Annotated in this window: 11 protein-coding genes; 4 read left to right on the top strand and 7 right to left on the bottom strand. The window is 68.3% G+C overall.

Annotation, left to right across the window (positions count from 1 at the left end):
- Nucleotides 1-84: 84 nt before the first annotated feature.
- The 3 genes from htpG to HOP52_RS13200 all read right to left on the bottom strand — a co-directional run bounded on the left by htpG (nucleotide 85) and on the right by HOP52_RS13200 (nucleotide 3079).
- The gene (htpG, locus tag HOP52_RS13210; protein WP_238977861.1) at nucleotides 85-1989 is read right to left on the bottom strand and encodes a molecular chaperone HtpG; all 1905 of its coding nucleotides are present in this window, start codon (nucleotides 1987-1989) and stop codon (nucleotides 85-87) included.
- 93 nt (nucleotides 1990-2082) lie between these two features.
- Entirely contained in the window at nucleotides 2083-2553 is a 471-nt protein-coding gene (locus HOP52_RS13205) for a PaaI family thioesterase (protein WP_238977860.1), read from the bottom strand.
- Entirely contained in the window at nucleotides 2546-3079 is a 534-nt protein-coding gene (locus HOP52_RS13200) for a PaaI family thioesterase (RefSeq protein WP_238977859.1), read from the bottom strand. Before HOP52_RS13200 ends, HOP52_RS13205 begins: the two co-directional genes overlap by 8 nt.
- A gap of 217 nt (nucleotides 3080-3296) precedes the next feature.
- On the opposite strand from HOP52_RS13200, the gene HOP52_RS13195 reads away from it, so the two are divergent.
- Nucleotides 3297-5261 (top strand): transglycosylase SLT domain-containing protein, encoded by a 1965-nt coding sequence (locus HOP52_RS13195; protein ID WP_238977858.1) that lies wholly within the window; start codon nucleotides 3297-3299, stop codon nucleotides 5259-5261.
- Between the two features lie 79 nt (nucleotides 5262-5340).
- On the opposite strand, the gene HOP52_RS13190 is transcribed toward HOP52_RS13195, so the two are convergent.
- Nucleotides 5341-5985 (bottom strand): LysE family translocator, encoded by a 645-nt coding sequence (locus HOP52_RS13190; protein WP_238977857.1) that lies wholly within the window; start codon nucleotides 5983-5985, stop codon nucleotides 5341-5343.
- A gap of 270 nt (nucleotides 5986-6255) precedes the next feature.
- Here HOP52_RS13190 and HOP52_RS13185 point away from each other — a divergent pair, with 270 nt between their 5' ends.
- Together HOP52_RS13185 and HOP52_RS13180 are read left to right on the top strand one after the other, a co-directional pair.
- Nucleotides 6256-7944: a methyl-accepting chemotaxis protein gene (locus HOP52_RS13185; protein WP_238977856.1), complete on the top strand. Its 1689-nt coding sequence runs from the start codon at nucleotides 6256-6258 to the stop codon at nucleotides 7942-7944.
- 293 nt (nucleotides 7945-8237) lie between these two features.
- Nucleotides 8238-8444 carry a cold-shock protein gene (locus HOP52_RS13180; protein ID WP_238977855.1) on the top strand — a complete coding sequence of 69 codons (207 nt, stop codon included), beginning with the start codon at nucleotides 8238-8240 and terminating at the stop codon, nucleotides 8442-8444.
- Nucleotides 8445-8544: 100 nt separating this feature from the next.
- Here HOP52_RS13180 and HOP52_RS13175 read toward each other — a convergent pair whose 3' ends face one another.
- The 3 genes from HOP52_RS13175 to HOP52_RS13165 form a co-directional block, all read right to left on the bottom strand.
- A complete protein-coding gene (locus tag HOP52_RS13175; protein ID WP_238977854.1) occupies nucleotides 8545-9267 on the bottom strand; it encodes a hypothetical protein in 723 nt (240 codons plus the stop codon).
- 89 nt (nucleotides 9268-9356) lie between these two features.
- A complete protein-coding gene (locus tag HOP52_RS13170) occupies nucleotides 9357-11333 on the bottom strand; it encodes a M48 family metallopeptidase (RefSeq protein WP_238977853.1) in 1977 nt (658 codons plus the stop codon).
- Nucleotides 11334-11344: 11 nt separating this feature from the next.
- Nucleotides 11345-11941, bottom strand: a complete 597-nt coding sequence (locus tag HOP52_RS13165) for a LemA family protein (protein ID WP_238977852.1) — start codon at nucleotides 11939-11941, stop codon at nucleotides 11345-11347.
- A gap of 189 nt (nucleotides 11942-12130) precedes the next feature.
- Between HOP52_RS13165 and HOP52_RS19730 the strand changes: the two genes are divergently transcribed.
- Complete coding sequence (locus tag HOP52_RS19730) at nucleotides 12131-13630, top strand: DUF1538 domain-containing protein (RefSeq protein WP_309674994.1); 1500 nt, start codon at nucleotides 12131-12133, stop codon at nucleotides 13628-13630.
- Nucleotides 13631-13632 lie beyond the last annotated feature (2 nt).

Below are 13632 nucleotides of genomic sequence, written 5' to 3'. Positions count from 1 at the left end.
GATCCCCCAGCAAAATGGCCGCCATAAGGCGGCCACGGTGGGGGAAGGGAGGCGTCGCGGGCGCAGCGCCCGGCTCGACAAGCGTCAGGCGGTGAGCAGGGCGTTGAGGCGTTTGACGTAGGCCGCCGGATCGTCCAGATGGCCGCCCTCGGCGATGATCGCCTGATCGAGCAGGATGCGGGCCAGATCGCCGAAGCCCTCGCCCTCGGCGCTCTCCAGACGCGCCACCAGGGCGTGCTCCGGGTTGAGCTCGAGGATCGGCTTGACCTCCGGCAGGCTCTGGCCGGCGGCCTCCATGATGCGGCGCATCTGGAAGCCCATCTCATGCTCGGGCAGCACCACGCAGGCTGGCGAATCGGTCAAACGGTGGGTCACCTTGACCTCCTGGACCTCGTCGCCCAGCGCCTCCTTGACGCGCTTGACCAGGCCCTCCTTGGCCTTGGCGGTCTCCTCTTGGGCCTGTTTCTCCTCCTCGCCCTCGATCTCGCCGAGGTCGAGCTCGCCCTTGGCCACGTCGACGAAGGCCTTGCCGTCGAACTCGTGGAGATGGCTCATCAGCCACTCGTCGATGCGGTCATGCAGCAGCAGCACCTCGATGCCCTTCTTGCGGAAGATCTCCAGATGCGGGCTCGACTTGGCCGCATTGAAGCCGTCGGCGACGATGTAGTAGATCTTCTGCTGCCCCTCCTGCATGCGCTCCACGTAGTCGGCCAGGGACTGGTCCTGGGTGGCGCTGTCGGTGTGGGTGGTGGAGAAGCGCAGGAGCCCGGCGATCTTCTCGCGGTTGGCGAAGTCCTCCGCCGGACCCTCCTTGAGCACGCTGCCGAAGGTGTTCCAGAAGGTCTGATAGGCCGCCTTGTCCTTGGCCAGCTTCTTGAGCATGTCCAGCGCCCGCTTGGTGAGCGCGGACTTGATCTTCTCGACCTTGGGATCCTGCTGCAAGAGCTCCCGGGAGACGTTGAGCGACAGCTCGCGGGTGTCCAGCACGCCCTTGATGAAGCGCAGGTAGAGCGGCAGGAACTGCTCGGCGTCGTCCATGATGAAGACGCGCTGGACATAGAGCTTGACGCCGCGGGCTCCGTCGCGCTCATACAGATCGAAGGGCGCGCGGCCGGGCACGTAGAGCAGGCTGGTGTACTCGAGCTTGCCCTCGACCTTGTTGTGGCTCCAGGTCAAGGGATCGCTGAAGTCGTGGGCCACGTGCTTGTAGAAGGCCTGGTACTCCTCGTCGGAGATCTCGCTCTTGGGCCGCACCCATAGCGCGGTGGCCTCGTTGACGGTCTCCCAGCTGACCGTCTCGCTGCCCTCGATCTCCTTGCCCTCCTCGTCGCGGGCCTTCTCGACCTTCGGCATGCGCACCGGCACTTCGATATGGTCGGAGTACTTGCGCACCAGGCTCTTCAGGCGGAAGTCGTCGGCGAACTCCTGGGCGTCGCCCTTGAGGTGCAGGACGATCTCGGTGCCGTGCAGCTCCCGCTCGACCTCGGCGACAGTGAACTCGCCCTCGCCCTTGGAGCGCCACTCGACGCCCTCGCCCTTGTCGCTGCCCGCCTTGCGGGTGCGCACCGTTACCTCGTCGGCGACGATGAAGCTCGAATAGAAGCCCACACCGAACTGGCCGATCAGCCGGGCGTCCTTCTGCTGCTCGCCGGAGAGCTGCTTGAGAAACTCGGCGGTGCCGCTTCTGGCGATGGTGCCCAGGTTGGCGATCACCTCGTCGCGGCTCATGCCGATGCCGTTGTCGCGCACCGTGACGGTGCCCGCCTCGGCGTCATGATCGATCTCGATGCGCAGCTCGCTGTCGCCCTCGTACAGCGCGTCGTTGTCCAGCGCCGCATAGCGCAGCTTGTCGCAGGCGTCGGCGGCGTTGGAAATCAGCTCGCGCAGGAAGATCTCCCGGTTGGAGTACAGGGAGTGGATCATCAGGTGCAGCAGCTGCTTGACCTCGGTCTGGAAGCCGAGGGTTTCCTCGCGGGTGGCAGTGGACATGGACCTTTACCTCATGGCTTGAACCAGCGGCGACGCCCGAATGGCGTCGCCCGATAACAACTGGTCAGCGATATGGGGGTCAGTCCGGCGATTTCAAGCGTCGGGACCCTGCGGCGGGGCCAGTACGAAATGCAGCCGCGCCGTGGCCACCGGCTCCGTCTCCTGCGCCTGCCAGGCGGTGACCTGGACATTGGCCAGGCGCCGCCCCTCCCGCAGCAGCGCGCAGCGGGCATGGGTCGGCACCACCCGGGCGGTGCGCAGGTAGTCGATGGAGACATCGACGATACGCGGCAGGCGGGGTTCCCGGGCGGCGAGCATCAGGTCCAGGGTCGCGGCGGTCTCCATGAACGCCGCCACCACCCCGCCGTGCAGCGCCGGCAACAGGACGTTGCCGATGTTGCGCTCCTGGGGCCTCAGCAAGAAGATCAGGCCGTCGCCGCGGGGGTCCTGGGTAACGTCGATACCGATATGCTGGGCATAGGGCACCAGCGCCAGCCAGGCGGCCACATCGCTCTGTGCCCGGGTCCGCTCCAGCCAGGCGACATCGTGGAATCCTTCAGGCATGCCCTTGCTCCTCGGTAAACAGCTCCTCGGCGAACAGCGCCTCGACGAAGCCCGGCGGCGTGTTGCGCGGCCCCAGGCGCACGAAGTTGCCGATGCCCCGGGCGATGGGCTGCTCCGGCTGCTGCCACAGGGTACCCTCGGTGAACACCATGGAGTCGGTGACCCGCAGCACCCGTGCGCGGGCCATGATGGCCTGGTCGGCCACCGCCGGACGGTAGTGGTCGACGCGCAGATCCAGGGTCGGGCACACCTCGGGGGACGGCAGCCCGCACAGCACCGACGCACCGCAGACGGTGTCGAGCAGCATGGTCAGCGCCCCGCCGTGAGCCAGCCCCCGGGTGGCATCGCCGAGCAGCGCCGGCTGCCAGGGCAGCCGCATGGTCACCTCGGGCGGGGCGACGGCCACCACCTCCAGGCCCAGCTCACGGGTATGGGGGATCACCGAGGCGAAGCGCTGCAGGGCGCGGCGCCACGCCTCGGCGTCGGGTTCGGCATGTGCCGGGGGGGACGAATCGGTAGGGGTCACGCCTTGGCTCCCTTCAGTGGCCTGCAATCAACAGCACCCAACAAGCGTTTGATCTGATTGTCCATCGAGCCTAGCCGGCAATCGAGGACGGCACAAGTTCCGCCTTGTCGGTCGGCGCTCACTCACTGGGAGAAAAAGCGCGGCCGGGCCCTACTCAAATGCCGTCTGATAGGCGAGGATACGATGGTCGAGTCACTTACCGCCGGAGACCCGCCCCATGCGCCAACGCCTCTCGCTGCGCCGCGCTACCGCCTGGCTCGCCGCGGCGACCCTCTCTCTTCCGCTGCTGGCCGCCGCCCAGCCCGCCGCCGCGGCCAGCGACGGCGCCCTGCGCGACGCCCTGGCCGCGGCTCGCGACCAGCAGTGGGACAGGGTCGACCTCGCCGCCATCGAAAGCCACGCGCTCAGCGGCTACGTGGAGTACCACCGGCTGCGCAGCCGGCTGCCCAACGTCGCCCCCGACCAGGTGCTGGGCTTTATCGAGCGCCACGCCGACTCGCCGCTCGGCGAGTGGATGCGCGGCCAGGCGATCGCCCGCTACGGCGCCGCCGACCGCCATGCCTACCTGCGCGCGGTGGCCAACGGCGAGCCGCGGGGCACCCATCGTCAGTGCTATTACTACACCGCCCTGCTCGACGTAGCGCCCGAGAAGGCCGCCGAGGGCGGGCGCACCCTCTGGCGGGTGGGCCGCTCCCAGCCCGATGCCTGTGACACCCTGTTCGACACCCTGCGAACCCGCGGCGAGATCGGCGAGCAGGAGATCTGGGAACGCAAGATGCTGGCCTGGCAGCAGGGCGAAAGCGGCATGGTGCGCTACCTGGGCCGTATGCTGGGCAGTCGCTGGGCCGAGGGACGCGAGGCCATGGCACGGCTGCAGCAGGACTACGCGGCAGTAACCCGGGTGCCGACCTGCATCGGGCCCGAGTGCCGTGGCAGCGGGCCGCTGTTCGCCGCGGCCATGCACGGCTTCACCCGGGCCGATACCGAAGCGGCGCTGGAAGCCTGGCGCAGGATCGCCGCGCACCTGCCCATCGAGACCGAGCAGCGACGAGCCATCGAAGAGGAGCTGGCCTTCTATTCGCTGGTGCGCAACGTCGACAACAACCGCGGCTGGGTCGACGAGGCGCTACCGCAGCTGGCCTCCTCCCGGGTGCTGGAGCTGCGGGTCAGGCAGGCCCTGACCGAGCGCGACTGGGCCGGGGCACTGCGCTGGCTGGACGCCATGCCCGACGAGCAGCGCCAGCAGAGCCGCTGGCAGTACTGGACCGCCCGCGCTCACGAGCAGTTGGGCGACGCCCAGCGCGCCCAGTCGGCCTATGCCAGCGCCGCCCAGGGCCGCAACTTCTTCGGCTTCGCCGCCGCCGATCGCCTGGGCCAGCCCTACGCCCTCAACCTGGAGCGTAACGGCTTCGACGCGAGCTTCCGCGAGCAGGTCGCCGGCTGGCCGGCCGTGGTGCGCACCGAGGCACTGCTGCGCATCGGCGAAGATGGCCTGGCGGCCAGCGAGTGGTACGCGGCCGTGGCCCGCGCCAGCGAGCGCGAGGCGCGGGCGCTGGCCGACTATGCCCAGCGCCGCGGTTGGCACGCCAAGCTGGTCCAGACCACCATCACCGGCCAGATGTGGGACGCCCTGGAGTGGCGCTTCCCGGAGGCCTATCGCGAGCACTTCCAGCACTGGGGGCGGCTCAGCGGGGTCGACCCCTACCTGCTGATGGGGATCACCCGGCGCGAGAGCGCCTACAACCCCGAGGCCCTCTCTCCCGCGGGGGCGCGCGGCCTGATGCAGATCATGCCGGGCACCGCCACCCAGCTCAGCCGCCAGCTCGGCATCAGCGACCCGGGCCCCTACGGGGTGCTCGACCCCGAGCTCAATATTCGCCTGGGCAGCACCTACATCCGCGACATGATCGACCGCTATCGCGGCAACCGGCTGGCCGCCGCCGCGGCCTACAACGCCGGACCGGGGCGGGTGGATCGCTGGCTGCGCGACGCCCCCGAGGAGTTCGACCTGTTCGTCGAGAGCATTCCCTTCCGCGAGACCCGCGACTATGTCCAGGCGGTGATGGCCTACCGGGTCATCTTCGAGAGCCTGGCCAACGGCGGCAACAGCGAGGGGGTGTCGATGCTCAGCCCGGTGGAGAAGACGGTGCGCTACGACCGCTCGCTGCTGGCCAGAAACTGACCGCAGCCCTGCCCCTTGCCCGATGATGCGACGCCCAGACCTTTGGTCTGGGCGTCGCGCTTTCCTGCTTACCCATGGCTCAGGCCGGTGAGCGCTCGAAGGCGAGCCGGATGCCCAGCACGACCAGCACCGCCCCGGTGGCCCCGCTGAGCCCGCGGGCGAAGGCGCGACTGGCCAGCAGCCTGCCCGCGCCGCCCACCATCACCGCGATGGCGATCTGCCACAGGTTGGCGATCACGAAGTGCACCCCGGCCAGAAACAGCGATTTGACCAGCGCCGGGTCGCCTGGGGCGATGAACTGGGGCAGGAAGGCCATGTAGAAGACCACCGTCTTGGGGTTGAGCACGTTGCAGAGAAAACCCTCGCGCAGCGGCAGCCAGGCCGGCACCCTTCGCCGCTCGCCGCTGACGCCGGCTACCGGCAGCCCCTGCCCCCGTCGCGCCGCCAGCAGGCTGGCGATGCCCAGCCACACCAGGTAGCCCGCGCCGGCCAGCTTGAGCACCCCGAAGGCCCAGGCCGACTGCAGCAGAATCAGCGAGATGCCCAGCGCCGACACCGACGCATGCACGAAGAGCCCGCAGCAGATCGCCAGGCTGGTGAGCGCGCCGTCGCGCACGCCGCCACGGGCGGTATTGCGGATCACCAACAGGGTATCCACCCCGGGGCTCATGGTCAGCAGCGTAATGGCCACCAGGAAGGGCCAGAACTGGGCATCCACCAACATCGCAACGACTCCCTGCCGAAGGCTCGCGCCCGCTCACGGGCAACGTCGGGATTCTACGTCAAACCGGTGCCTTACGTCGGCCTCACCGGGAGGCGCAACATTTGAAGGGGAAGATCGTATACAACAGAAAACACAAAAGATATCCTAAAGAACCCCTCAAAATCGACTGCCATGAGGCAGCGAGTCGGCCACGCAGGGTCGACAATCTAATACAACAACTGATAGCTAATACAGCCATCGATATCGAATACAAAAAATGGAGAGACGCCCATGCGCCTGCTGGACAACATGTCAGTGAGAATGAGCTGGACCCTGGTGCTGCTGGTCTTTATGGGACTGCTAATGGTGCTGAGCGGCGTGGGACTCTACGCGGTCAACCACAGCCAGCGCAGCCTGGAGGCGTTCAACGCCATCAACGTCAACCAGCAGGCCACCCTCAACCGCACCAACTCCACGCTGCAGGCCGCCCGCCTGGAGATGGCGCGCCTCTACGAGGCCACCATCGAGCCGCAAACCGCCCTCTCCTCGGCCGAGCGTCAGGCCCGTGCCCAGGAGGCCGCCGAGGCCCTGGCATCCGCCGCCGACGCCATGGCCGACTTCCTCGCCCTGCCGGCCGAGTCCGCGCACGAGTCGCTGATTGCGCCCATCGCCGAGAACTTCGATGCGCTAATGAACGAGACGCTGCTGCCCCAGGCCGAGGCGCTGGCCGGAGGCGACAGCGACGTCTACCGCACCCTGCGCCCTGAGGCCTATGACCAGTACCGGGACTTCTATCAGGCGGCCATCGGCTTCTTCCATACCGTGGAGGCCGAAGGGAATGCCCGCACCGTCAACTTCGAATGGGTGGTCGACACCGCTCGGCTGGCCATCATCGCGGTATTTCTCACTGCACTGATCACGGCCTGCCTGGTCTTCTGGGGCGTGGGCGCCAACCTGATCCGCCCTTTGGACAGGATCATCGAGCACTTCCAGCGCATGGCCAAGGGCGACCTTGGCGCCGAGATCGAGCCCCGCGGCCGCAACGAAATCGGCAAGCTCTATGCCGCCCTGCGTGATATGCAGCGCGGCCTCTCGACCACCGTGACCACGGTGCGCGACAGCAGCGGCGAGATCCTCTCCAGCGCCCGGGAGATCGCCAGCGGCAATCAGGACCTGGCCGATCGCACCGAGCGCCAGTCCGCCTCGCTGACCGAAACCGCCTCGAGCATGGAAGAGATGACCTCGACCATGGAGCGCAACAGCGAGAACGCCGCCCAGGCCAGCCACATGGCCCGGGAAGCGGCCGGCCGCGCCCAGCAGGGCAACGAGGTGGTGGACAACGTAGTGGCGCGCATGCATGAGATTCGCCAAGGCTCGCAGCAGATCACCGAGATCATCGGCCTGATCGACTCCATCGCCTTCCAGACCAACATCCTGGCGCTGAACGCCTCGGTCGAGGCCGCCCGGGCCGGCGAACACGGCCGAGGGTTCGCGGTCGTCGCCAGTGAGGTCCGCCAGCTCGCCACCCGCAGCGCCGATGCCGCCACCGATATCCGCCAGCTGATCGAGACCTCGGTCGAGCAGATCGCCGCCGGCACCCAGCAGGCAGATACCGCCAGCAGCACCATGAGCGAGATCATGGCCTCGGTGCAGCGGGTCAACGACCTGATGGACGAGATCGCCGTGGCCTCCCGGGAGCAGCGCTCCGGCATCAGCGAGGTCAATGCCGCGGTCGGCGACATGGACCAGACCACCCAGCAGAACGCGGCGCTGGTGCAGCAGGCCAGCGGCGCGGCCAACCAGCTGCAGTCGGAAGCCCAGCGGCTCACCGAGGCGGTGGCCAAGTTCCAGCTGGCGGCGCACGGTCAGCCGTCGCTTACCGAGACGAACGCCGACCCGCGGCCCAATCATCGCCCGGCCACCCGAACGCCGGCGGCACCCGCCCAGGAGCGCCGCGACGCTGAATGGGAAACCTTCTAGGGAGCGTGACCAGGGGCGGCCCCATGCCGCCCCGTTGGCGCTGGACGCTCTAGGATTTTCGCTCTACAGTTTAGTTGGCGGGTATCGGAGCCGGTGGCGGGCAGCCTTATTGACGCCCATCCGGCTCCTGATGCATGATCCGCTGCGTTGGACAGCAAGGTGAAAGTCGTCAGTTGTATTTCGATTTCTCGATACACCCGAAGCGCACTTTTCTTGTCTTGCCCACGCACTTCGGGCCTTCGGCACCGCCGAGAGTGCCCAGCACGATCAATCAGTAAGCAAGGAAATCGACAATGGCAACTGGCACTGTCAAGTGGTTCAACGATACCAAGGGCTATGGCTTCATTTCTCCGGACGACGGCGGTGACGACCTGTTCGCCCACTTCTCCGAGATTCAGGCTGACGGCTTCAAGACCCTGCAGGACGGACAGAAGGTCACCTTCGAGGTCACCCAGGGCAAGAAGGGCCTTCAGGCCTCCAACATCCGGGTCGCCAACTGAGCACCACCTCGGATGACGCCGCAGCCTTGTGAGGCAAGGCCGGCAGCCCCAGACGAAAGGCCCACCATAAGGTGGGCCTTTTTGTGTCTCCGCTACTCGTTTACCGTGACTCTTCGAACTCCTCGACCTCGAACGCCTCATACTCCAGCGGGTCGCGACGCTCGGCCTCCTCAAACTGCTCTTCGAGGCGACGCTGCGCCTCCTCGAAGCGGCGCTCGGTCTCCTCCAGCAGGGCGTCGATATCCGAGCCGGTGGTTTCACCGGGTAGCGCGGCCTCGTCATCCAGGGTACCGGTCGTGTCGCGCTCCACCTCGGCCGGGTCGCCTTCGATCGGCTCGAGACGGGTCTCGAAGTCCATGGTGTCCTCCATGGGCTCGAAGACCGGCGCGTCGCGCTCGACCGCATCGAACTGCTCATCGATGCGGCGCTGCGCCTCTTCGAAGCGGCGCTCCTGCTCTTCGATGATGGCATCGATCTCATCGGGCGTGGTCTCGCCGGGCAGGGCCGCTCCCTCGTCCAGGGTATCGGCCGGGGACTCGCCCAGGGTCTCGGTATCGGCGGCCACCTCCTCTTCGGGGGTCAGGTCATCCTCGCCCAGCACCTCCTGCTCATCGACCAGCGCGTCTTGCTCGCCGGGCAGCGGCTCATCCGCCGGGGGCGGCGCCTCAGCGTCCAGTGCCTCATCCGGCTCTGCCTCGGTGGCGGGCGCCTCGCTCTCTTCGGCCTCCGGAGCGGCCACCTCCTCTTCGGCCTCCCCACAGCCCGCCAGACCCAGCGCGAGGGTCAGCGCCATCGCTGCCGGTATCCAGGCTCTTTTCGCCATTCGGGTATCTCCTGCACTGTCACATGTCGGCCATTAAAGGGGTACATTGCAGCAAAGCCTTGACGCAGCTGCAAGTCTTGCGCCGCTTTTCAATGGCCCTGCCCGTTGGACACTCCCGCGGGAAAATGATCCGTCGCGGCCACCTGGGTGGCGGTGACCGGCAGCGGACAGCCCAGCGACCAGGCCACCGCCCGCAGCAGTTCCGCCTCGGCCGCCGCGATACGGCCATCATCGGAGACGCAGCGGGCCATGGCGGTGAGCAGCCGGATGCGGTCTTCATCGACCAACGACTGGAGCTGGCGCATCGCCCAGTCAAGCTCCGCACAACTTGCCGCCGGCGCGACATACCCCAGCGCCAGCGGCAGCGCACCGGCGGCAGCGGTGAAGGCCTCCCGCGCCTGAGCCGCATCGCCGTCGCCGGCCCGGGCCAGGCTCGACAGCAGCAGCGCCGCGGGCCCTTCCAGTTGCTCCAGCCGCCGCCTATGGCGGCCGGGGCCGGCCTCCCCCTCGATGCCGACCCGCACCAGCCGGTGCAGCGCCCACTGCAGGGCGCCGGGCTCCGACTCCTCGGCCATCAGGCGTTCGAGACAGTGGCGAAAGCGGGCGTACTGGGCGGTGGAGAGCTGTCCCAGCACCGGCAGGACCAGCTCGATCAGCGGCAGCCGCTGCCCCGGACTCAGGCCCGCCAGCGGCTCGGCCAGACGGTCGAGCTCGCCGAGTACCTCGGGCAGCGCCTGGTCGACCAGCGCCCGGCGCTGGCGCTCTCGACTCTCCGGCGCCACGCCCATCAGCAGCCCGTAGACCAGCGCCCGGGCGGCGTAGGGGTCGTGGGCGGCCTCGAGCAGGGCCGGGTCGAGGCCGGCCAGGGCCTGGCGGGCGCGGGTGAGATCCTCGGGACCGAACCGGCCAATACTATTCCCCAGCAGCTCGGCACCCGCCCCTCCCCTGGCGGGGTCGGGTGCCGGGTGCGCCGCGGCCAGCCCGGCGGCGCCGGGAGTGGCCTCGGAATCGGCAGGCGCGGGGGCGCCGTCCGACGGCTCGGAACGCCTCGGCGCTGGCAGGCTGCCGTCCCAGCCGGGGTCCAGGCGCCGAATACGCTCTTCGAGCGGGGGATGGGTGGCAGTCAGGCCGCGCAGCCCCGCCACCCCGCGTCCGAAATAGAGATGGCTGAACTCGGCGGCCTGAGCGGCCCGCAGCTCGGAGCCCTGGGCATGGGCCGCGAGCCGCTTCAGCGCCCGGGCAATGCCTGCCGGATTGCGGGTGTACTGCACCGCGCTGGCGTCAGCGAGAAATTCCCGCTGACGGCTGACCGCCGCCTTGATCAGGTTGCCGCTCAGCGTGCCGGCGTAGCCCACCACCATCAGCGCCACCCCCACGCCGAGGATCGCCACGTGGCCCCCACCCCGCCGCGAGCGGCCCACCCGGCGACCGCCCACCAGGCCGCGCAGCAGCATCCGGCCGGCCAGGCCGATCAGCACGATACCGTGCAGCAGCGCCACCAGGCGCAGGTTGAGGCGCATGTCGCCGTGCAGGATATGGCTGAACTCATGGGCCACCACGCCCTGCAGCTCGTCGCGATCCAGGGCCCGGATCGCCCCACGGGTCACCCCGATGGCGGCGTCCTGGGGCGAATAGCCGGCGGCGAAGGCGTTGATTGCCGCATCTTCGAGCACATAGACCGCCGGCACCGGCATGCCCGAGGCGATGGCCATCTCCTCCACCACGTTGAGCAGGCGGCGCTCGTCGGCGTCACGGGTATTGACGTTGAGCAGCCGTCCGCCCAGCGCCTCGGCCACCGCCGAGCCTCCGCGGCGCAGCTGCAGGTGGCGCAGCAGGCTGCCGAGCCCCACCACCGCCAGCACCCCCAGCGCCACGCTGCCCAGCAGCCACGGGTCGAGGGCGCGCGACAGCAGCTCGGCCTCCGTTCGGCCGCCATTCATCAGCGCCACGCCCAGCGCCACCACCACGGCCGCCGCCGCGATCAAGCCCAGCACCGCCAGTGCCAGCAGCCCGATCAGCCGGCCGGTCTGGCGGCGCGCCTGGTCCTGGGCATCGAAGAAATCCATGGCCGGCCCCGTCAGAAGCTGACCTTGGGCGCGGCCTGGATGGCCGCGCTGTCCTCGAACTCCAGCAGTGCCGCATCCTCGCGATGCCCCATGGGGCCCGCCAGCACCACCGGCGGGAAGCTCTGCTTGTAGGTGTTGTACTGCATGACGGCGTCGTTGAAGGCCTGACGGGCGAAGGCCACGCGGTTCTCGGTGCTGGTCAGGGTCTCGGAGAGCTGGCGCATGTTCGCCGAGGCCTTGAGGTCCGGGTAGGCTTCCATGACCACGTTGAGGCGCCCAAGGGCCGCCCCCAACGCCCCTTCCGCCCCGGAAAGCTCGGCCATGGCGCCCGGCTCACCGGGCCGGGCAGCGGCCGCCTGAAGCCCGGAGAGCGCCGCGTTGCGCGCCTCGGTCACCGCCTGCAGGGTCTCGCGCTCATGGGCCATGTAGGCCTTGGCCGTCTCCACCAGGTTGGGGATCAGGTCGTAGCGGCGCTTGAGCTGCACCTCGATCTGGGCGAAGGCATTCTGATAGCGGTTCTTCAGCGCCACCAGGCGGTTGTAGATGCTGACCCCATAGATCACCAGCAGCCCCAGGACCACCAGCACCACGATCAACGACACACTCATCGGCTTCTCCTTGCGTCCTCTTCGCCCTTGATATCGATCAACACCGCACGCCGTGGGGGACACGCCCCCGGCCACAACCGATGGTATAGTGGACAGGGTGCCACGTCATGCCCCCTGTCATCCTCCTCAGGCTAGCCCAGGGCGACGGGCAGGGCGCGCACCAACGGAACGGGTTCCAGGGAGTCGGTCTTGGCTGAGCAACTCAAGGATTTTCTCCACGCACTGGTCCACGCGCTGCGCAACCTCTTTCCGATCATCGCCGTGGTGGTGGCCTTTCAGGCGCTGCTGCTGCGGGAGTGGCCGGAAGGCGGGCTGGGCATCGCGGTGGGCCTGCTGATCGTGGCGCTGTTCTTGCGCGGGCTGGAGCTGAGCATCTTCCCGGTGGGCAAGAGCCTGTCCAACCAGTTCGCCCGGCGCGGCTCCATGCCGCTGCTGATGGTCTTCGGCTTCGCCATCGGCTTCTCGGCGGTGGTGGCGGAGCCGGCGCTGATCGCCGTGGCCGAGCAGGCCGCCCAGATCAGCGAGGGGCGCATCGACGCCCTCACCCTGCGGCTGATCGTGGCCGCCTCGGTGGGGCTGGTGATGGCGCTGGGGGTATTTCGGGTGATTCTCGGCCACCCCCTCCACTGGTACATGATCGGCGGCTACGTGCTGGTGGTGCTGGTGACCTTCTTCGCCCCGGAGGAGATCGTCGGGCTGGCCTATGATTCCGGCGGGGTGACCACCAACATCGTCACCGTGCCGCTGATCGCCGCCCTGGGGATCGGCCTGGCCTCCTCGATCCGCGGCCGCAACCCGCTGATCGACGGCTTCGGCCTGGTCGCCCTGGCGGTGATGGTGCCGATGATCAGCGTGCAGCTCTACGGCATCCTGGTGTATGCCGACCCCGGCAGCGTGCCCGCCGGCGCCGAGCTCATCGCCGCCCAGGACGACATCGCGGCCCCGTCGGGGGCGCTGGTGATGCTGCTCGACCTCTTCGCCATGCTGCGCGACGTGCTGCCGATCATCCTGGTCATCCTGTTCTTCCAGTACGCGGTGCTCAAGCGCAAGCTCTCCAATCCGCTCAAGGTGGGTGCCGGTTTCGCGCTGGTGATCATCGGCCTCTACGCCTTCGTGGTCGGGCTCAAGCTCGGGCTCTTCCCCATCGGCCAGCGCATGGCCGAGCAGCTGATCAACTTCGATACCTGGCTGTGGGTCTACCTGTTCGCCTTCTGCATCGGCTTCGCCACCACCATGGCCGAGCCGGCGCTGATCGCCGTGGGCCAGCAGGCCGAGGAGGCCGCCGCGGGGAAGATCCGGGGCAGCGTGATTCGCCTGCTGGTGGCGCTGGGGGTGGCGATCGGCATCACCATCGGTGTCCACCGGATCATCAGCGGCGACTCCATCCACCACTACATCATCGGCGGCTACCTGCTGGTCATCCTGCTGACCGCCCTGGCCCCCCGCTATATCGTGGCGCTGGCCTTCGACTTGGGCGGGGTGACCACCTCGGAGGTGACGGTGCCGCTGGTGACCGCCCTGGGCATCGGGCTGGCCAGCCAGATCGAGGGCCGCAACGTGCTGATCGACGGCTTCGGGCTGATCGCCTTCGCCTCGATCTTTCCTATCGTGACCGTGATGAGCTATGCCATTCTGGTCGACCTGTATGATCGGCGTCGGGCCAGTGACACGAACAAAACTGCGAGGTAACC

The sequence above is a fragment of the Billgrantia campisalis genome (assembly GCF_022341425.1).
Taxonomy (GTDB): domain Bacteria; phylum Pseudomonadota; class Gammaproteobacteria; order Pseudomonadales; family Halomonadaceae; genus Halomonas; species Halomonas campisalis.
The sequence above is the reverse complement of the archived record's forward strand: the minus strand, read 5'-3'. Positions and strand labels throughout refer to the sequence as shown.